Annotated in this window: 19 protein-coding genes and 1 tRNA gene; 1 reads left to right on the top strand and 19 read right to left on the bottom strand. The window is 38.4% G+C overall.

The window, feature by feature from the left end; translation table 11 throughout:
* Window positions 1-25: 25 nt before the first annotated feature.
* The 14 genes from FOC45_RS05080 to rho form a co-directional block, all read right to left on the bottom strand.
* The gene (locus FOC45_RS05080; RefSeq protein WP_009392962.1) at window positions 26-994 is read right to left on the bottom strand and encodes a polyprenyl synthetase family protein; all 969 of its coding nucleotides are present in this window, start codon (window positions 992-994) and stop codon (window positions 26-28) included.
* 12 nt (window positions 995-1,006) lie between these two features.
* On the bottom strand, window positions 1,007-1,528 hold the full coding sequence (locus FOC45_RS05075; protein ID WP_009392963.1) for an NUDIX domain-containing protein: 522 nt from the start codon (window positions 1,526-1,528) through the stop codon (window positions 1,007-1,009).
* Window positions 1,512-2,432, bottom strand: coding sequence for a tRNA (adenosine(37)-N6)-dimethylallyltransferase MiaA (gene miaA, locus FOC45_RS05070; RefSeq protein WP_009392964.1), 921 nt, complete (start codon window positions 2,430-2,432; stop codon window positions 1,512-1,514). The genes FOC45_RS05075 and miaA overlap by 17 nt, the downstream gene beginning before the upstream one ends.
* Window positions 2,405-3,328, bottom strand: coding sequence for an ion transporter (locus tag FOC45_RS05065; RefSeq protein ID WP_009392965.1), 924 nt, complete (start codon window positions 3,326-3,328; stop codon window positions 2,405-2,407). The genes miaA and FOC45_RS05065 overlap by 28 nt, the downstream gene beginning before the upstream one ends.
* A 3-nt stretch (window positions 3,329-3,331) precedes the next feature.
* On the bottom strand, window positions 3,332-3,991 hold the full coding sequence (locus FOC45_RS05060; protein WP_009392966.1) for an alpha/beta hydrolase: 660 nt from the start codon (window positions 3,989-3,991) through the stop codon (window positions 3,332-3,334).
* A gap of 14 nt (window positions 3,992-4,005) precedes the next feature.
* Complete coding sequence (locus FOC45_RS05055) at window positions 4,006-5,256, bottom strand: dihydroorotase family protein (RefSeq protein WP_009392967.1); 1,251 nt, start codon at window positions 5,254-5,256, stop codon at window positions 4,006-4,008.
* A gap of 126 nt (window positions 5,257-5,382) precedes the next feature.
* Window positions 5,383-5,904 (bottom strand): type I restriction-modification enzyme R subunit C-terminal domain-containing protein, encoded by a 522-nt coding sequence (locus FOC45_RS05050; RefSeq protein WP_009392988.1) that lies wholly within the window; start codon window positions 5,902-5,904, stop codon window positions 5,383-5,385.
* A 2-nt stretch (window positions 5,905-5,906) separates the two neighbouring features.
* Window positions 5,907-7,289: a thioredoxin gene (locus FOC45_RS05045; RefSeq protein WP_009392989.1), complete on the bottom strand. Its 1,383-nt coding sequence runs from the start codon at window positions 7,287-7,289 to the stop codon at window positions 5,907-5,909.
* Between the two features lie 134 nt (window positions 7,290-7,423).
* Window positions 7,424-8,209 carry a rhomboid family intramembrane serine protease gene (locus tag FOC45_RS05040; protein WP_009392992.1) on the bottom strand — a complete coding sequence of 262 codons (786 nt, stop codon included), beginning with the start codon at window positions 8,207-8,209 and terminating at the stop codon, window positions 7,424-7,426.
* Window positions 8,206-9,312, bottom strand: coding sequence for a lipid-A-disaccharide synthase (gene lpxB, locus FOC45_RS05035; RefSeq protein WP_009392994.1), 1,107 nt, complete (start codon window positions 9,310-9,312; stop codon window positions 8,206-8,208). The genes FOC45_RS05040 and lpxB overlap by 4 nt, the downstream gene beginning before the upstream one ends.
* 8 nt (window positions 9,313-9,320) lie before the next feature.
* Complete coding sequence (locus FOC45_RS05030) at window positions 9,321-10,028, bottom strand: peptidylprolyl isomerase (RefSeq protein WP_009392996.1); 708 nt, start codon at window positions 10,026-10,028, stop codon at window positions 9,321-9,323.
* Between the two features lie 2 nt (window positions 10,029-10,030).
* Window positions 10,031-10,798, bottom strand: a complete 768-nt coding sequence (locus FOC45_RS05025) for an alpha/beta fold hydrolase (RefSeq protein ID WP_009392998.1) — start codon at window positions 10,796-10,798, stop codon at window positions 10,031-10,033.
* 267 nt (window positions 10,799-11,065) lie between these two features.
* Window positions 11,066-11,150, bottom strand: a tRNA-Ser gene (locus FOC45_RS05020).
* Window positions 11,151-11,285: 135 nt separating this feature from the next.
* Complete coding sequence (gene rho / locus FOC45_RS05015) at window positions 11,286-12,998, bottom strand: transcription termination factor Rho (protein WP_009393000.1); 1,713 nt, start codon at window positions 12,996-12,998, stop codon at window positions 11,286-11,288.
* Window positions 12,999-13,300: 302 nt separating this feature from the next.
* Between rho and FOC45_RS05010 the strand changes: the two genes are divergently transcribed.
* A complete protein-coding gene (locus FOC45_RS05010) occupies window positions 13,301-14,251 on the top strand; it encodes a transketolase family protein (protein ID WP_009393002.1) in 951 nt (316 codons plus the stop codon).
* A 69-nt stretch (window positions 14,252-14,320) separates the two neighbouring features.
* Here FOC45_RS05010 and FOC45_RS05005 read toward each other — a convergent pair whose 3' ends face one another.
* From FOC45_RS05005 to FOC45_RS04985, 5 genes are read right to left on the bottom strand one after another with little or no spacing between them, the layout of a single operon-like run.
* Entirely contained in the window at window positions 14,321-15,385 is a 1,065-nt protein-coding gene (locus FOC45_RS05005) for a nucleoid-associated protein (protein WP_009393004.1), read from the bottom strand.
* A 28-nt stretch (window positions 15,386-15,413) separates the two neighbouring features.
* Window positions 15,414-15,926, bottom strand: a complete 513-nt coding sequence (locus FOC45_RS05000) for a hypothetical protein (RefSeq protein WP_009393006.1) — start codon at window positions 15,924-15,926, stop codon at window positions 15,414-15,416.
* 59 nt (window positions 15,927-15,985) lie between these two features.
* Complete coding sequence (locus FOC45_RS04995) at window positions 15,986-17,611, bottom strand: AMP-binding protein (protein ID WP_155846604.1); 1,626 nt, start codon at window positions 17,609-17,611, stop codon at window positions 15,986-15,988.
* A gap of 31 nt (window positions 17,612-17,642) precedes the next feature.
* Window positions 17,643-18,317, bottom strand: coding sequence for a tRNA (guanosine(37)-N1)-methyltransferase TrmD (gene trmD, locus FOC45_RS04990; protein ID WP_009393013.1), 675 nt, complete (start codon window positions 18,315-18,317; stop codon window positions 17,643-17,645).
* Between the two features lie 3 nt (window positions 18,318-18,320).
* Window positions 18,321-18,980: a hypothetical protein gene (locus FOC45_RS04985; protein ID WP_009393015.1), complete on the bottom strand. Its 660-nt coding sequence runs from the start codon at window positions 18,978-18,980 to the stop codon at window positions 18,321-18,323.
* Window positions 18,981-18,986: the final 6 nt, after the last annotated feature.

Here is an 18,986-nt window from a genome sequence, read left to right as displayed (position 1 = left end):
TAACAAGAGAATATCTCACATTTTTTTACACCTTCCTATTCATCAATTCTAAAGCAAACTGCTTCAAATAAGCGCGTTTTTCATCACTTATAGTTATGTGCTCCAATAAGTTAAGAGCTTCATCAGTAGTGCGTGTTATCTCGTCTCTCACAGCCTCAGCAGCTCCTGTTTGCCTAAATAGTTGGGTCACTATAGCTATTTTTGCATCATTTTCTTCTGAGGTAGTATATTGTGCTATCAATGTGTTGCGTTGTGCCTCATCAGCTAAGTCTAAAGCTTTTAAATAGAGTATTGTTTTTTTATTTTCAAGTATATCTCCTCCTATTTTTTTACCAAAAGCCTCATCACCAAAAGTATCTAAATAATCATCTTGCAGCTGAAAAGCAAGCCCTATAGTCACCCCAAAATCATATATAAGACGCTGATTTTCAATAGAAGCTCCTGCTATAATAGCTCCCATCTGCAAGGCAGCTCCTACTAATACCGCTGTTTTATAACGTATCATTTGCAGGTATTGGGGTATACTCACTTGGGCTTGGGTCTCAAAGTCCATATCCCATTGTTGCCCTTCACACACTTCTAAAGCTGTTTTAGAAAACAGTTTAGCAAGAGCTGCAAAAGTGTCTGGAGGATAACTATCTAATAGACAGTAAGCAGAAATCAGCATCGCATCACCAGAGAGTATAGCTATATTGCTATTCCATTTTTGGTGTACAGTAGCCTTTCCTCTCCTCAGAGAAGCATTGTCCATTATATCATCGTGTACAAGCGAAAAATTGTGAAACACTTCTACCGCAGCAGCTGCCGGAAGTGCTTTGCGGTAGTCGCCTCCAAAGAGGTCTGCTGCTATAAGTGTCAGTACAGGGCGCAAGCGTTTGCCCCCTAATTGCAATATATAATCTATAGGTTCGTATAGATTTCGCGGTTCTTTTACAGCTATTGAAGTTTTCAGATGAGCTAAAAATTCTTCCCTATAATGATTGATACTGTTCATTTCTCGTCCTTTTTAAAGTTCTCCTACTTTTAGTTGTTGAATAACGGTTCTCACCGACACAAAACCTATCTGTTCTTCGGGTATTTCATTCAGTGGAAACCATTGCAGAGCTTTAATCTCATCAGGTGCCACTATATGCACTTGCTCTCCAGCCAATCGGCATTCAAAAAATATATCCATTGTGCGGTAGGGCACTTCTTTATATAAATAATTATTAGGAAAAGTAGTAATAAAACGCAATTGCGAAGGACTTATTTGCATTCCCATCTCTTCCAACACTTCACGACAAGCAGCTTCTTGCGCAGTCTCATTAGGGTCTATAAACCCACCTGGCAAATCTAATTTTCCTTTGTCAGGGTCCATATTCCGTACTGTAAAAAGTACTTTATCTTCATACCTAAATACTACGGCTACAGCTGCAGCTATATTGTGAAAGTAGGTAAAACCACAATCGTGACATAAAAATCGCACATTATTCGGGAATTCTGTATTCGTAGAAGTACAGTTGGGGCAATGCTTAAATATTTTCTCCATTGTATATTGTCTTTTTGATAATTTCTTCTATAGGAGTCTGGTAGTCAAACCATTGTATCCTCTCATCTCTGTTAAACCACGTGTACTGACGCTTAGCAAAACGGCGTGTATTTTTCTTTATCTCTTCTATAGCAAATAGTAGTGAATGCTTTCCTTCCCAAAAATCAAATAGCTCTCGGTAGCCTACTGTCTGTAGGGCATTTAGCTGTTTGTAGGGCAATAACTGCTGCGTCTCTATCAGCAGTCCTTCTGCTAACATTTGCTCTACCCTATCGTTTATTCGCTGATATACTATTTCTTTGTCAGCTGTTAGCCCTATCTGAAGAGTTTCAAAATCCCGACTTACATTTTTCTGTTGCAAAAAAGATGAATAAGGCTTTCCAGTAGCTATACACACCTCCAAAGCACGTATCATACGATGCGGATTCTGAGTATCTACCTTTGCGTAATGCTGTGGGTCTAATTCTTTTAACTGAGTCTGTAGTACCCCAATACCCTCTGACTGATACGAAGCGTTAAGCGTTTCTCTTATATGCTCATCTACTGTCGGAAAGTCATCTAATCCATCTATTACAGCCTTCACATACAAGCCGCTACCCCCGACCATCACTACCACCTCGTGTGTTTCAAAAAGGTTATGGAGAAGGGTAAGGGTATCGCGCTCAAAATCTCCTACCGAATAAGGCTCAAAAATACTCTTATGCTGAATGAAATGGTGCTTTATAAGGGCTTGTTCTTCAGCAGTAGGTACTGCCGTGCCTATATGCATTTCTCTAAAAAACTGACGCGAGTCGCACGAGATAATTTCTGTGCCGAAATGCTGTGCCAAAGCTATAGCTAAACGGGTTTTACCTATGGCAGTAGGTCCTACTATTGTCAGAAGTAATCGTTTTTTTCGGGACATTTGTCTATCTGTTTTTTTAATGGAGCTCCACAAGATGAACAGTAATTAGCTCCCTCTAAATGGCTCGAATTATTACATTGGTGGCAAATAACTTTTTCAGTATGCTTATCAGCTAAAAGTTCTTTTTGCTGACAGCGCTGCTCTTCCTTTAGTATATTAGCTCTCGATACACGACTATATTCAGCGGTTACTATACCCGTAGGCACAGCTACAATGCCATAACCCAATATCATTACTAACGAAGCTATCATTTGCCCCAAAGTAGTTGCAGGGCTTATATCACCATAACCTACCGTGGTAAGAGTTACTATACACCAGTAAATACTGCGTGGAATGCTAGTAAATCCGCTGTGTTCATTCTCTACCACATACATCAGCGAACCCAACAGTATAGATATTACAAACACAAAATAGATAAAAACAAGAATCTTATTCTTACTGGTGCGTAGTGCCAACTTTAGCTCTTCTCCTTGGTTCATAAAGCTCACCAAGTCTAATATCCTAAAAATACGCAGTAGCCTAAGGGCACGTACTACCGAAATAGCTTTCGTACTCGGGGTGATAAAGGACAGGTACATAGGCAAAATAGCTATCAAGTCTATAATGCCATATATACTAAATATGTAGCGATAAGGCTTTTTATTGCTAATAATACGCAATATATACTCCATTGTAAAGAAGATAGTTATCACCCACTCCATAAACACCAATAAGCCGTGTAGTCGGTGGTCTATTCCTTTTACAGTTTCGAGCATTACCATCACTACACTTATAAAAATAAGTGCTAATAGCACAAGGTCAAAAAGCTTACCTAAGCGTGTGTTAGTACCATAAATAATAACATACGCCTTGCGCTTAAAAAGCTCATATTTTTCCTTAAATTCTTTTTTATCCATAAATTACTGCTGAGTAAGCCACTCACGGAAAGAATAGAAATTTTGTGGCGAAACACCGTGCCCCACAAGGAACTCTTCATAACGGCACTTCACACCTATGCTATCAAGTATTACAGGGGTTTGTCGTGCCCATTCTACCGGAATTACTTGGTCACTTGAGCCGTGCGATATATAGAAATGAGTCATAGAGTGGTGTTCTTTCTCATAACCTTCTTTTATAATATCTTTATTTAGATACCCACTTAGGGCTATCACATTGCGTATTTTTTTAGGATACGAAAGGGCTACCGCCATACTCAATATACTCCCCTGACTAAATCCTAATAGGGTAACATTGCGTGTATCTAAGTCATACACACGGCAGGCCTCTTCTATTGCTTGCATTATCAAATCTCTTGACTCTATTGCCTGCTTAGTATCACTCCAATTATTCTGGTCTGCATCAAAATTTATCATATACCAAGCATACCCAAAGCTTGCTAAGTGATACGGAGCTCTAAACGAAATAATAGTATATTCGGGCGGCAGTGCATTAGCAAACGAAAAAAGATCCTCTTCATTACTGCCATAACCGTGCAACATAAATATCACCGGAGAACGCTTTATCTTTATCTGGGGTTCGCGAATGATGTATTCTAACGGAAGTTTCTTATTAGTGTCCATAACTACTATTTTTATTACTCATTCAATATCAATTGATTATTGGCTATTACCCCTAATACTTTCCCTTTCATAGTAGCTCCTATAAAGGCACTATTCTTAGAAGCCGAAAGTATGTCCTCTTTTGTGAATACCGAAGTACCTTCTGGGGTAAATAAGGTAAGGTCAGCCACTGTATTTACTGCTATAGGAGTTGTAGCTATACCGAAACGTTTACGAGCAGCTGTTAGCAGTGTTACGGCTCTTTCTACAGTAGTGTATTGGCTCAAAACACCCCATACATTTTCTAATCCTATAGTACCAAAATCAGCTAAATCAAATTCTTTAAACTTAAGCTCTATATCTAACGGATTATGGTCTGAAGTCACAAAATCTATCACACCGTTATCTAAGGCTTCTCGTAGTGCAAGCACATTCTCTGTATCTCTTAAGGGGGGTAATACTTTATAATTAGTATCAAAATTATCGAGCACCTCATCTGTGAAGTGCAAGTGGTGCACTGCTACACTGCAAGTTACATCTAAGCCTTTTGCCTTTGCCTCAGCTATAAGGGCTACTGACTTAGCAGTGGAAATTGTAGGGATATGTAATCTTCCCCCTGCGTATTCTAATATCGATAAATCTCTTGCTACACATAGTTCTTCTGCTAAAGCAGGAATACCTTTTAGCCCTAAGCGCGTACCCTCTATGTGTTCGTTTACTACGCCTTTGCCCATTATCTTAGTATCGTTAGGAAACGAAATTACAATACCATCAAAGGGCTGTGTGTACTGTAGAGCTATTTTCAGCAGGTTGCTATTGCTTATAGGTTTTTTATAATCGCCAAAAGCCACTGCTCCAGCGCTTTGCATATCATATAATTCTGCCAAATATTCTCCTTTACTCTCTACTGTTAGTGCTCCTATAGGGTAAGCTGTAGCTACACAATAGCGCGTTTTATCTTTTATATAAGTTACGGCCGCCTTACTGTCAGTCACAGGGTGTGTAAGCGGATTAATAAGCAAATGTGTAAAGCCACTCTTCTCAGCGGTCAGCATACCATTAGCCAAGGTCTCTCTCTCTTCATAGCCTGGTTCGCCAAAGCATACACTACTGTCTGTCCAACCTTGCGACACATATGCATCGGCGATTACCTTATCTACCTGCACTTCTCCAAGCTGGTCTGAAATATGTGTTATTGTTCCATCTGAAATCAATATGTCTTTCACTGTATTGTGAAATTCACTTTCTTTGTCAATAATTCTCGCTGACTTTAGGAGTATTTTCATAATGACTTTTACACTTTTAAATCTGAGGCAAATGTACAAAATAATTATGAATTACAACCCAAAAATTGCAATTAAAAATTATTTATCAAAAAAAAGGCTCTCTGATTTTCTCAGAAAGCCCTTATCTTATCTCAAAAATTGACGTACTTCTTCTTTCAGATGGCTCAGCGCATTTGCCGAAGGGGTAGTCCTATCTATAAATTCCTTGAATACTGCCTCCACCATTTCAGGGGCATCTTTCACACTTTCATTATAAGCAGCCTTTCTTATCAGCTGTATGGTGGCTGCTTTAGCTGTGCGTATGATGTTCCACAAATTTGGACTTAAGTATATCTGCTGTGCCAAATTGTGCTCAAACTCTTGGTCTATAGTATTGGTGAGCAGTATTTCGTATTCTTTTTTAGTCAAATCACCAGGCGGAATACGCAAAAACAATTGTTGCGGAGTAATGCGCTCTAAGAATAGCGTCATTCGCTCATAGGCTTGCAGCTTAATAGGAAAAGTAAACTTATAAGTTTCCTGCTGAAGCAAAAACATCCGTTTGCGATCTTCATTCTCTATATGTATCCTGAAGAAGTAAAAAGCTACGGCCCCTACCACCAAGGCAGGAATACAATACATTACAAGAGTAATAATCTGGTCTGTCATAGTTATGATTCTTTTGACAATAATATTTTTTCTAAGTTAGGACTAAAAATATCCTCAAATGCCGAGATAATACGTCCGTCTTTGTCTATTATTAGTGATTTATTGATGTTGTTTATCAAAATTTTCTGCGACAAGTCCATAAAGTTTATCGAATGATATTGGTCTGTCCAATCAGTATTCTGTACTTGTTTCTTCCACTGGGTCTTATCTTGCCCTATATCTATCCCCACAAACTTCACATTAGGAAAAAGTCGTTTGAGCTGCGAAATTCTATTAAATATTAAATTAGAAAGCTCTTGTTGGTTAACCGACCAAAAATAGTATATGGTGGTCATCTTAGGGTTCTGAATTTCCGAAAATTTAGTAGGTTCTCCTTTAGTGTTTATCAGGTCAAAATCTGGCGGCTGATTACCCGCTTGTAGAGCGATAACATTCCGAAATACTTTATCTAGCTCTGCTTTGTGTTCGTTGTCTTTGTTGTACTTCGCAAATTTATGAAAATAGTCTTTATATGCTCTATGTTCCTGAATATGAATATTAAAGATATAAGCGTATGCTGCATTTCGGTATAGGTTATCTCTCAAACTTCCTTTACTAAAAAGACTGTCTATAATTTTTATCTTCTCTAAATGAAAACCTAACTCTTGGCTTACATCTACTAAAGTATGTTTATTGTATGTATATTTAGTAAAAGCTAAGTTATTGATATACATTACCATATAGCGATAGTAGGGTCTGAAGTACTCTAAGAAAGTATCGTTATAATTAATACGCTTTCTGTAATCGTAAAAATCTTCTGGCAGTACACAATTCAGCGGTACATTATCTTCACTCTGATATACAAACGGATATATTTCCATTTCTTTGTAAAGAGGGAAAGTAGCACTCACTAAGGCTAAGTCTTTCGCTTTCTCCGAAAGTGTCGGATTCACTTTCACAAAAGCCTCATACTCATTTTTCTTTAGTTGGTACAGCGAATCAATTTTCTCTTTATAAAGGTTCGGCGGCAATGATTGGTATTTTTTAAAAAGATCTGCTTCTCTTCGTGCTTCGTTTGCTTGAACCAATATGAAGTTATTAATCGCTGCCCCTCTTCCTGAAAATGAGATACTCTCATCAAAATTATAAGCATTGGCATATACTACCAAGCTATCATTCGGCTCTATGAATACGTACTGAAATTTTCCTTTCGTTTCAAAATTGTACAGCTGACTCTCTTTTATTTTAAGATTAAAGATAAAATTCTTATCTTTATCTAAATAAACTGTGTCAATAGGTGTATCATTAGCATACAAAACGACAGAGGGATCTTTAGAGTTAGGAAAAAATCCTCTGAGCACAGTACATTCAGTATTCTCTTCTTTACAAGAGATTACCACTAACATTGAGCTTAATATTAAGGGTAGTTTTCTAAACATCATTAATTTCAATTATCATTCAACCGATGCAAAGGTACGAAAAAAACAATTCATATATGTTAAAATTTTGTTAAAAATATTCTGTTAGCAAAAAATTAACATTACATATCATTTTCTTTACTAGCTTCAAATAAGAATTTCTTCTCTTTATCAGTTAGGCTGGCATAGCCACTAGCATTTATTTTATCTAACAATTGGTTGATGCGGTGCTGCTTCACTTTTTGTCTTTCTGGTTTGTTAGGTTTCATTTCTGGCATCTCTACACGCATACGCTTACGACTCCAAAGCTGGTATTTTGCCATTACTCCCACCATTATTCCTGCTATAATTCCTCCCAGATGAGCTATTTTGCCTCCTGAATTAGCCGAAAAATCAAATAAGTCAAATAGTATAATGGCCACTAACAGATACAACACTTTTACTCTGAGTGTAAATATATACACTCCGTATGAAGGAGTTACGGTCGCTATAAAAGCAAAAACACTTATAATACCTGCTGAAGCGCCTAACAAAATAGTATTACCAACTGAAGCGGGCAAAAAATGACCCAAAACTAAAAAAGCGGTTCCTCCTACCAGTACCCCCCATATATAAGCAACTAAAAATTGCTTTATATTGAAGAGATTGAAGAATATGCGCCCCGTGAAAAACAGAAAAAGCATATTCCAAAATAGATGAGAGAGGCTTACGTGATAAAAGGCGTATGAAAACAATGTCCAAGGGCGTTCTAAGTATAAATTCAGCGAATAAGGTACACATACCCAACTATTGAGTTCTGACTCTTCTATCAACCCTAAAAGCGTGACGACTTTCGCTAAAGCAAATAACATCACATTTAGTAGGAGCAAAATATCTGCAGTATTGATATAATAACCCTTCAGTCTCATTTCTTTACTATTAAGGCAGCGGTTTTTTCACTGGCTCCCTCTCCGCCTAATTTTTCACGCAGTAGCACATAGTCTTTAAATATCTCGTAGCGGCGCGTATAGGTAGAAAGTTTGTCAAGCTCTTTTTCTAAGTTCTTCTTAGTGAGGTCTCCTTGTATAAGCTCAGTAACTACAGGTTTATCCATTATTAGGTTTACTAACGAAATGTATTTCAGCTTAATAATCCGTTTAGCGATGTGGTAAGACAGCCAACTGCCTTTATAACAAACTACCTCAGGTACATTTAGTAAGGCTGTCTCTAAGGTGGCAGTACCGCTGGTTACTAAGGCAGCATATGATACCGATAGCAGGTCGTAGGTCTTACCGCTTACGAAGTGTACATTTTCTTCTTTTATAAATTGCTGATAAAATTCATAATCTATTGAGGGGGCTCCTGCTATCACAAACTGATACTGATGATAATCATCTACTACCGAAAGCATTATCTTCAGCATCTTGGCTATTTCTTGCTTTCTACTACCGGGTAGCAAAGCTATAATAGGACGACTGTCTAAACCGTTTTCGCTCTTAAATGTTTCAGCATCTACCTCTTCACGCTGCGCTATAGCATCTAACAGTGGGTGACCTACAAAGTGTACGGGATATTGATGTTTTTGCTCGTAAAAGGCTTTTTCAAAAGGCAATATCACATACATAAAATCTACATCTCGTTTAATTGCCTTTATCCTATTCTCTTTCCAAGCCCATATTTGGGGCGATATATAGTAATGGGTAGGGATATGTTGTTGCTTAGCCCATTGAGCTATGCGCATATTAAACCCTGGGTAATCTATAAAGATGAGCACATCGGGCTTAAAGTTAGCTATATCTTTTTTGCAGTAATCTATATTCTTAAGTATGGTACGCAGATTAGTAAGCACCTCCCAAAAACCCATAAAAGCGAGTTCTCGATAGTGCTTTACCAATGTACCGCCTACCTTAGCCATTTGGTCACCTCCCCAAAAACGAAAATCAGCTGCTGGGTCTTTGTCAAGTAGGGCTTTCATAAGGTTTGCTCCGTGTAGGTCTCCCGATGCTTCTCCTGCTATAATATAATACTTCATAAGATATGCTATTTGTTAAGTATAATTACTTTCATCTTGATGTCTTTTTTAGGCCAGTCATCTCTGCCTTCAGTCTCTACCTGATTGATTTTATCAGCCACTTCCATACCCGCAATTACTCTCCCAAAAGCGGTATATTTACCATCTAAATGATAAGCTCCTGGCTTCTGTACCACTATAAAAAATTCGTATGGCGAAGCAAACTGGTGCGGATTGTCTATATCACTGCTGGGCATCGACACAGTACCTCTGTGGTGCTTAAACCCTTTTTTAGTATCAGGGGGCAAAAGATAAGCCCCAATAGCGGCACGACGTCTGCTAATATCCCAACTTTCCGAATTACCTCCTTGTATTACAAAATTCTTTACCACTCGGTGAAAGACAGTCCCATCAAAGTATTTTTGCTTAGTTAGAAATATAAAATTCGCGCGGTGATAAGGTGTTTCATTAAATAACTCAATATCAATATTGCCGTAGTCAGTGATGATACGTACATAACGTTCTTTGTGTTGCTTTTCGTATTCGTACAGAAAGGGTATAGCCGTATCTGTGGTAAGAGTTTTAGTAAAAGTAGCAACCTCTTCAGCAGCAGACTTTGCTTGAACAGTATCCTTCTGTATAATGGCTGTAGTACTTTTTGTAGTCTGTGTCGATGGTTGGGTCGGCTCACTACAAGCTATCATTAACACACTGATTAGTAATAAGAACGCTTTCATAATTAACTCATAAAGTGGCGCAAAGCCTCTAAGGTTTCTTGTTTGTTTTCTATATATGACAGATGTCCCCCTGACAGCAAACTATAGCTTGCCCCTACCCTATCGGCTATTGCTATCATAGCCTCATAAGGTATCAGCGCATCATTTTTCCCCATAATAATATGCTTTTTAGCCTGCAATTGCTCAAATACTTCTGTGCGGTCAGGACGTTCCTTCATTCCAAGCGAGGCAGCTGCTATACCCTCATTAGGGGTAGCCAAACCAATTGCCACCAATTTTTCTAAATCTGCTTGCATTGTCAGTCTATTGGTCTCGCTAAAAAGATTGGTTACGGCAGTGCGTACAAATAGCTCCTTCTGTTTCTCAATCACCTTTAGCACGCGGTCTCTATTAGCTTTTTTCTCTTCTGAATCGGGTAGCGGAGTAGAGTTCATTAGTATCAAACCAGCCACTTTCTGAGCAAAAAGTTCAGCAAAAGCAAGCGCTACATAACCTCCCATCGAGTGACCTACTAACGTACAAGTACTTACGGCTTCCTTTTGTAGGATAGTGTACACCTCTTCCGCCATACGCTCCATAGTATGTACTGGGGCGATAGTGGGCGTTTTGCCGTGCCCTAATAAGTCTATGGCTATCACACAATAATCATCTGATAGCCTATCAGCTAAATCTTTCCATATACTGTGGTCTTCTAAAAACCCGTGCAGAAAAACAATAACCTTAGCCTCGCTGTTCCCTTGTTTTGTATAAAAAAAATGTTCTGCTATCATAATAATAAATATTTATCACATTCTCCCAGCCCTCTCAATCTTCCTAGCCCTCTCAATCTTCCTAGTCCTCTCAATCTTCCTAGTCCTCTCAATCTTCCTAGTCCTCTCAATCTTCCTAGTCCTCTCAATCTTCCCAGCCTTCTCAATCTTCTCTGCCCTCTCAGCCTTCCCAATCTTCTCTGCCTTCTCAATCTTCCCGCCTTACCGCACAAAAAATAAAAAAGACTAAAACAGGTATCCCCATTTTAGTCCATTTTTGCTATTCTGCGGAGAGAGAGGGATTCGAACCCCCGGAGGTGTTACCCTCAACGGTTTTCAAGACCGCCGCATTCAACCGCTCTGCCATCTCTCCAGTTGCATAAACATATTGTTGTTTCATTTATGCGGGTGCAAAGGTACAACTATTTTTATTATCTGCAAATTTTTCGGCAATTATTTTTCAAATATTTTTTATAAAATTTTATAAACTACTGTATATCAATAATTTTTAATTATTCATTGTTGCCAAAAACTCTTGATTATTCCGTGTTTGCTTCATCTGTTTCTCCATAAATTCCATGGCTTCTATCGGATTCATCTCTGCCAAATACTTACGCAACACCCACGTACGGTTTAGGGTATTTTCATCTAATAACAAGTCATCACGACGTGTAGAAGAAGCCATCAGGTCTATAGCAGGGAAAATACGGCGGTTAGCTATACGCCTATCTAACTGTAGTTCCATATTGCCAGTTCCTTTAAATTCTTCAAAAATCACCTCATCCATCTTCGACCCCGTATCCGTAAGAGCTGTAGCTATAATTGATAGCGACCCTCCGTTTTCTATATTACGCGCCGCACCAAAAAAGCGTTTAGGTTTGTGTAGCGCATTGGCATCTACCCCCCCTGTAAGCACCTTACCCGAAGCCGGTTGCACCGTATTATAAGCACGTGCCAAGCGGGTTATTGAGTCAAGCAGAATTACCACATCGTGACCGCACTCTACCAATCGTTTTGCCTTTTCTAATACTATATTGGCTATTCTTACGTGTTCACTTGCCTCTTTATCAAAAGTTGATGAGATAATCTCTCCCCTTACACTGCGCTGCATATCAGTCACCTCCTCAGGGCGTTCGTCTATAAGCAATACCATCAGGTACACTTCAGGGTGATTCTTGCTGATAGCATTAGCGATGTCTTTTAGCAACATCGTTTTACCCGTTTTAGGTTGCGCCACTATCATACCGCGCTGCCCTTTCCCTATAGGGGCAAATAAATCTATTAGACGTGTTGAAATAGTTGAACCTCTACCAGCTAACTCAAATTTTTCATTAGGAAAAAGAGGCGTAAGATGCTCAAAAAGAACCCTATCGCGCACCACTTGTGGGTCAAGACCGTTAATCTTAATCACTTTTAACAGCGGATAGTACTTTTCTCCTTCTTTAGGCGGACGTACCTCTCCGTGTACCGTATCACCGGTTTGCAATCCAAACAGGCGTATTTGTGAAGGCGATACATAAATATCATCTGGCGATGCTAAATAATTATAGTCCGAAGAACGCAAAAAGCCATACCCATCAGCTGTAATATCAAGTACTCCTTCGCAATCTACCACGCTATCAAACTCAAAATCAGGAGCTCTATAGCGATTTTTCTTTTCTTTGTCGAAGTTATCAGCATCAACTACATAATTATTGTTAGGATTGTAATTAGCAGCAGGAGCAGCTGCTTTAGGAGGAGTGTTAGTGTTTTGTGAAGTATTTTTCTTCTGAAAAGACGGCTTATAGTCCCCTTTATTTTCTTCTTCTGCTCTAACTGACTTACTAACAGTTGTTTTGGCAAAATTCTCTTGATTAGAACTTCCCACTTTTTGCGGAACTTCTATTTTCTTTTTTCCACCTTTCTTTTTAGCTTCTGGTTGGGGTTTAGCCTCTAATTTAGGGGTAGGTTTAGATTCTGATTTGGCTTCCGGTTTGGCTTCTGATTTAGATGCTGACCTAGTCTCTGACTTAGTTTCTGATTGACTATCAGCGGCTACTACAGTTTTCTTAGGGGTATCTTCCTGAGGCAAAGGCGTTTGTCCTCCTTTCTCCTGAAAGGCAATAATCTGATTTATAAGGTCTAACTTATTCAGATAGCGATACTTAGGTACATTTAGCTGCTGAGCTATAGCCTGTAGTTCAGGAAGCTTTTTTGTTTTTAACTCTACAAAGTTGAACATTTTATGTAAAAATAGTTGTTATTAAAGTAAATAATTTTTTAGTAGACATTTTTTATTTTGAAAGTATAAAGTAATGGTAAGAGGTATTAAAATCGGGCGCAAATATACAAATTAATTATGAAATAGCAACTAATAAGGCTATATTTTTCCACCATACCTTTACTTTAGATATACCTACACCGAAGGATGAGCGAAAGATAAGCGAAGAAAAGTCGGCGAGCAATATTTCTCAATTTACTAATTTGCTAATTTGCTAATTATATATTACCTTTGCGCCTAAATTGATTATCATTATTATAACAATGAAAAAATATATTGATACAGGAAAAAAAGATACCCGAAGTGGGTTCGGAGCTGGCTTAGCTGAGCTCGGTCGTACTAACCCCAATGTGGTAGCCCTCTGTGCCGACCTTATTGGCTCTCTCAAAATGGAAAAATTTATTGAAGAGAACCCTACACGCTTCTTCCAAATTGGCATTGCCGAAGCTAATATGATGGGCATTGCTGCCGGACTTACTATCGGAGGCAAAATACCTTTCACAGGTACTTTTGCTGCCTTCTCTACCGGACGCGTATACGACCAAATACGCCAATCGATAGCCTATTCTAATAAAAATGTGAAAATATGTGCCTCTCACGCAGGTCTTACCTTGGGCGAAGACGGAGCTACTCACCAAATATTAGAAGACATCGGGCTGATGAAAATGCTTCCTAATATGGTGGTTATCAATCCTTGCGACTATAACCAAACCAAAGCAGCTACTCTTGCCATTGCTGATTATGTAGGGCCTGTTTACCTACGCTTTGGCAGACCTGCAGTAGCCAACTTTACACCTGAAGATCAAAAGTTCGAAATAGGAAAAGGTATATTGCTCAATGAAGGCACTGATGTTACTATTATAGCTACCGGACACTTAGTATGGGAAGCTCTATTAGCTTGTGAAGAATTAGAGCAAAAAGGCATCTCTGCTGAAGTAATCAACATTCATACTATCAAGCCTTTAGATGAAGATATAATTCTTAAATCAGTGAAGAAAACCAAAGCAGTAGTTACCTGCGAAGAGCACAATTACTATGGAGGCTTAGGCGAAAGCGTAGCACGCGTACTCACCCAGCATTACCCTGTTCGTCAGGAGTTTGTTGCTGTAAACGATTCTTTCGGTGAAAGCGGTACCCCAGCCCAACTGATGCAAAAATACGGATTAGACAAAGATGGTATTATAAAAGCCGTACACAAAGTACTTCAGAAATAAGCATAAAAAAACGACAAACGATAAATCTTGAAGATTTATTGTTTGTCGTTTATCATTTGTTATTAACTATTACTCCTTGTTTTTCTGTTCTTTATTGAAATACACTAAGTAATAATACATCTGCTTCTCCTCATCCCAACCCTTCTCTATAAACTTATCTGCCGATTCAGGATTGATAAAATCCATACGTATCTGTATATTCGTATCCAAGTCTATCACATTTTTAATCTTCTTGCGCACATCCGATACGGCTTTATTAGCTATTGGAAAACTTGACACATCTTCTATCTGATACTTAGGCCCTTTCTCTACTTTATAGTGCTTAAACTCTGGTATAAATTCTGGATTGTCAAACACTTCATTTACAAATGAGGTTTCTTCAAAATCATCATTTTTAGCAAAGTAATTAATAGCCCTATTCATAAAAAGTACTTCCTCTTTCTTATCTTCTGCTGGTAGAATAACATCTTTAGCAAAATCCTGACTAAACTTCAAGTACTTTTTAGTATAAAAGTTATCATCAATTAGGGCATCTACATTCAGAAAGTTTTCAAGCCAATACTTAGTATCATAACGATTACTATCTACTGACAGTATTTTATATCCTTCTTCCTTATTGGTGTTAAAAATAATACAACCTTTATCTAATTTCTGAATATTTACCCCTTCCTGAATAATAATTTCTAATTGGTTAGGTTGCTCTTCAAACTGAAAAAAGCTATTCTTCACCTCCGACTTAAAAATACCCACTGCTTTCACTTTTTCATTGTCTAAGTAAGTATCGTGTAGCAAAGCCACATATACCTCTCCACTCTTTATATGCGGGTGATTAGATTGGTTATAGAGGTGCTGTGCTATCTTTTTCGACTGCTGGTGAATACAACTCTCATCTTCAAAAATAGGAGTTACCAACTGATAAAGTTCGTTAAACTCTACATCAGCATCGTGTACAAATCTAAAATAATTCTCCTCTTTCTCTCTAAAAGGTTTAAAAAAATATTCTTTTAGCAAACCTATAATTTCATCATTCAGTGCATAAGGACTTTCTGATAAGAAAAGAGGTTCCCCTTTACTCTGATTGCCTACTCTATGCACCGAAAGTGTTTCAATATTAGTGGTATATAAATTTAGCATAGTTTTTTACTTATTACCTATTAGCTTATTATCGATAGTAGTCCTCTTCTGAAAAACTTTCGTAGTCTTCTTCGTCTATATCAAAGTCATTAAACTCATCGTCAAACTCATTAAAATCGTCAGCTACAAATGATTTTTCAGGAGCCTCAGCTGGAATAGTACCGTGAGCATACACTACTGTAGGGTATGATACCCCAGCTTCTTCTTCATCTACCTCTACTAATTCTACAAAGAATGTCCACATTTGCATAAAATCATAGACATATAGCAGTTTAGGTTCGTCTTCATTTACTACTGAATCGATAGTAGTCTCTTCCATTAAGCGTATTTCTCCACTCTCTGATAGGTCAAAAAGGGTTATTTCCTCTCCTTGATTCCAATCCTCATCTGTAAGGTAAAAAGAAGCCATCTCATCTCCTGCAAAACCAAATGATTGGTTTATCACATTGTGAAAGTCTTCTAAGGTAGCCTCTCCTTGAATCATAATGTCTCTAAAGACATCTTCTTTTACATCGAGTATTACTCTAAATTTGTATACCATTTTCTTCTTTTTTAGATAATTATATGGTTGATATATTAATTGTCAAATCAAAATTTTGTCTAATCTTCTAACTGTAGTCCAAGCTCTTCAGCGGCTATTTCGCGCATTTCTACCTTGCGTATTTTACCTGAGATAGTCATCGGAAACTCATTAACAAACTTCCAATAGCGCGGCACTTTGTAGTGCGCAATACGGTCTTTGCAGAAGTTGCGTAACTCTTCTTCAGTTAGGGTAACCCCTTCATTAGGTTTTATCCACGCCATTACTTCCTCGCCAAACTTCTTACTTGGTACGCCTATCACTTGGGCATCCATCACTCCTTCATAAGTGTATAAGAAGTCTTCTATCTCTTTAGGCGATATATTTTCTCCTCCCCTAATAATAAGGTCTTTTATACGTCCTGAAATGTGTATATAGCCGTCTTCATCCATCATTGCGAGGTCACCTGAGTGCATCCAACGTTGTTCATCTATTACTTGTGCGGTAGCTTGCGGACTGTTCCAATACTTTAGCATCACCGAGTATCCTCGTGTACATAACTCACCGCTCTCGCCACGTGGTACGATAGCTTTAGTCTCTGGATTGATAATTTTTATCTCTATGTGGTCTTGTATAGTACCTACCGAATGTATTTGTTTCTCAAAAGGGACTCCTATTCTTGTTTGGGTAGAAACAGGTGAAGTTTCGGTCATTCCGTAGCATATTGTTATCTCGTGCATATTCATCTGCTCTTTCACTCGCTTCATAATCTCTGGCGGACATAAAGCTCCTGCCATCACGCCAGTACGCAAACTCGACAGGTCATAAGGATGGCGATCTAAAGTGTATAATTCTGAGATAAACATAGTAGGCACTCCATACAAAGAAGTACAACGCTCGCGTTCTACTGCCTCAAGAGTTTTAGTAGCGTCAAAACTATCATTAGGAATAACCATTGTAGCACCGTGTGCCGTACAGCACAAGTTACCTATTACCATACCAAAACAATGATAGAAAGGTACTGGTATACACACCCTATCTTTATCAGTATAGTTCATTCTAACACCTATAAAATAAGCATTGTTAAGTATATTGTGGTGTGTTAGCGTTACACCTTTAGGGTTGCCCGTAGTACCCGAAGTATATTGTATATTTACAGGGTCGTCAAATTGTACTTTAGCTTCGTATGACTGCAATTTTTGATCTGACACTTTCTTACCTTGAGCTAAAAAGTACTCCCAACTCTCTCCCCAATACACTTCTTTGCGCAAGGTATCAGTAAACTCGCGCGCATCTTCTATCATCTTTTTATAATGACTTGTCTTAAACTGTATAGCAGAAAATATGTATGACAAGCCAGATTGGTTAATAACGTATATCAACTCACTGGTGCGATATGCGGGATTGATATTTACCATTATAGCACCTATTTTGGCCGTGGCATATTGTAGCAATGTCCATTCATAGCAGTTAGGCGACCAAATACCTACACGGTCTCCGCTCTTTACTCCTAAAGCTATTAATCCTTTAGCTACTGCAGTTACCTGTTCATAAAACTCTGTATAAGTGGCTCTATAGTGCTGATGCACTGATATAAGCGCATCATTATTAGGAAACTTAGCCACTGTTTTCCGAAGATTTTCGTCAATAGTTTCTCCTAATAATGGTATATTAGAAGCACCATTCGTGTAAGATAGTTTTTTCATTGGTTGTGTCATTTTTTAATGTTTTTTATCTTTATTTCAACAGGTCTGGTCTTCTTTCTTTAGTACGCTGATAAGCCATTTCTTCTCGCCATTGCTCTATTTTAGGCGTATTGCCGCTGGTGAGTACCTCTGGCACTTCCCAACCCTTATAATTAGCAGGACGCGTATAAACAGGTGGTGCTAATAGATTATCTTGAAATGAGTCGGTAAGAGCTGAAGTCTCATCAGAGAGCACCCCTGGTATAAGTCTGATAACAGCATCGCACAATACTGCTGCTCCAAGTTCACCTCCTGAAAGCACATAATCGCCTATAGAAATTTCTTTGGTTATAAAATGGTCGCGTACACGCTGGTCTACCCCTTTAAAGTGCCCACAAAGAACAATTAGATTTTCTGATAGTGATAACTTATTAGCTGTTTTCTGTTGCAGCGTATCGCCATCGGGGGTTAGAAATATAACCTCGTCATAAGTACGTTCAGCCTTTAGTGCCGAAATACACCTATCAATAGGCTCTATCATCATCACCATACCAGCTCCTCCACCAAACTGATAGTCATCTACTTGACGATAAGCATTGTTAGCATAATCGTGCAAATTATGAAAATACACCTCTACCAACTGCTTATCTATAGCGCGCTTAATGATAGAATAGTCAAAAAAACCTTTTATCAATTCGGGTACTACCGAAATAATATCAATGCGCATTGATTATCTGTGTTTGTTAATTTCGTCTTGCAATTGGCGGCGTACTTTCTGCTCGCGTTCAATAGCTGCTTTGCGGTAGTTCTCGTACTCCTCTTGCAATTCGTTTAGGTCATTTATAGATTTTTTTGTTACTACATTACCATTAGAGAATTTGTAGATATAAAGTACCAATAACGATGCCAAAGCCAATACGATACCCCACATAATAGTATTGTATAGCCCTTTAGATACTAAAGCACCAAAGAAACTCACACTATCTTTTTGGTCTTTAGTTTGGTCTAAGGCAGCTTGTATCTCTGTTATTTTGTCGTTGAGCTCTTTTATAGTAGCCTCATTTTCTTTTACTTTTTGCTTTTCAGCTACTAATTGCGAGCGTACTCCGTTGATGCTATCAGTCATACTGCGCTGAAAGGCAGCCAATTTACCTCTGTCTAACATCTTGAAGTTCTGCCAAGCCCCGGATCTGTCTATCAGCTGCTGAAATACCCCTTCTAAGGTAGTAGGCTTAGCTTCTTCTACTGGAGCAGCAATAGTCTGAACTGTATTATTTTGGGTTGTCTGTACTGATTGTACTGTTTGTTGTACAGGCTCTGTTGTAGCAGTCTGTTGTGCATTGGCTGTGATAGCTACTAAAGCACCTAAAGCTATTATTATTTTTTTCATACACTT

It is taken from the genome of Capnocytophaga sp. FDAARGOS_737, assembly GCF_009730375.1.
Lineage (GTDB): Bacteria > Bacteroidota > Bacteroidia > Flavobacteriales > Flavobacteriaceae > Capnocytophaga > Capnocytophaga leadbetteri.
Note: the sequence above shows the minus strand (reverse complement) of the source record. Positions and strands in the feature narration are given on the sequence as shown.

Bases quoted from the DNA above. Each gene is read 5' to 3' on its own strand.
- FOC45_RS05060 (WP_009392966.1), bottom strand. From the start codon at position 3,991: ATGGACACTAATAAGAAACTTCCGTTAGAATACATCATTCGCGAACCC.
- FOC45_RS05045 (WP_009392989.1), bottom strand. From the start codon at position 7,289: ATGTTAGTGGTAATCTCTTGTAAAGAAGAGAATACTGAATGTACTGTG.
- FOC45_RS05055 (WP_009392967.1), bottom strand. From the start codon at position 5,256: ATGAAAATACTCCTAAAGTCAGCGAGAATTATTGACAAAGAAAGTGAA.
- miaA (WP_009392964.1), bottom strand. From the start codon at position 2,432: ATGTCCCGAAAAAAACGATTACTTCTGACAATAGTAGGACCTACTGCC.
- FOC45_RS05050 (WP_009392988.1), bottom strand. From the start codon at position 5,904: ATGACAGACCAGATTATTACTCTTGTAATGTATTGTATTCCTGCCTTG.
- FOC45_RS05010 (WP_009393002.1), top strand. From the start codon at position 13,301: ATGAAAAAATATATTGATACAGGAAAAAAAGATACCCGAAGTGGGTTC.
- FOC45_RS05025 (WP_009392998.1), bottom strand. From the start codon at position 10,798: ATGATAGCAGAACATTTTTTTTATACAAAACAAGGGAACAGCGAGGCT.
- FOC45_RS05005 (WP_009393004.1), bottom strand. From the start codon at position 15,385: ATGCTAAATTTATATACCACTAATATTGAAACACTTTCGGTGCATAGA.
- FOC45_RS05030 (WP_009392996.1), bottom strand. From the start codon at position 10,028: ATGAAAGCGTTCTTATTACTAATCAGTGTGTTAATGATAGCTTGTAGT.
- trmD (WP_009393013.1), bottom strand. From the start codon at position 18,317: ATGCGCATTGATATTATTTCGGTAGTACCCGAATTGATAAAAGGTTTT.
- FOC45_RS05065 (WP_009392965.1), bottom strand. From the start codon at position 3,328: ATGGATAAAAAAGAATTTAAGGAAAAATATGAGCTTTTTAAGCGCAAG.
- FOC45_RS04985 (WP_009393015.1), bottom strand. From the start codon at position 18,980: ATGAAAAAAATAATAATAGCTTTAGGTGCTTTAGTAGCTATCACAGCC.
- FOC45_RS05075 (WP_009392963.1), bottom strand. From the start codon at position 1,528: ATGGAGAAAATATTTAAGCATTGCCCCAACTGTACTTCTACGAATACA.
- FOC45_RS05000 (WP_009393006.1), bottom strand. From the start codon at position 15,926: ATGGTATACAAATTTAGAGTAATACTCGATGTAAAAGAAGATGTCTTT.
- FOC45_RS04995 (WP_155846604.1), bottom strand. From the start codon at position 17,611: ATGAAAAAACTATCTTACACGAATGGTGCTTCTAATATACCATTATTA.
- FOC45_RS05040 (WP_009392992.1), bottom strand. From the start codon at position 8,209: ATGAGACTGAAGGGTTATTATATCAATACTGCAGATATTTTGCTCCTA.
- rho (WP_009393000.1), bottom strand. From the start codon at position 12,998: ATGTTCAACTTTGTAGAGTTAAAAACAAAAAAGCTTCCTGAACTACAG.
- FOC45_RS05080 (WP_009392962.1), bottom strand. From the start codon at position 994: ATGAACAGTATCAATCATTATAGGGAAGAATTTTTAGCTCATCTGAAA.
- lpxB (WP_009392994.1), bottom strand. From the start codon at position 9,312: ATGAAGTATTATATTATAGCAGGAGAAGCATCGGGAGACCTACACGGA.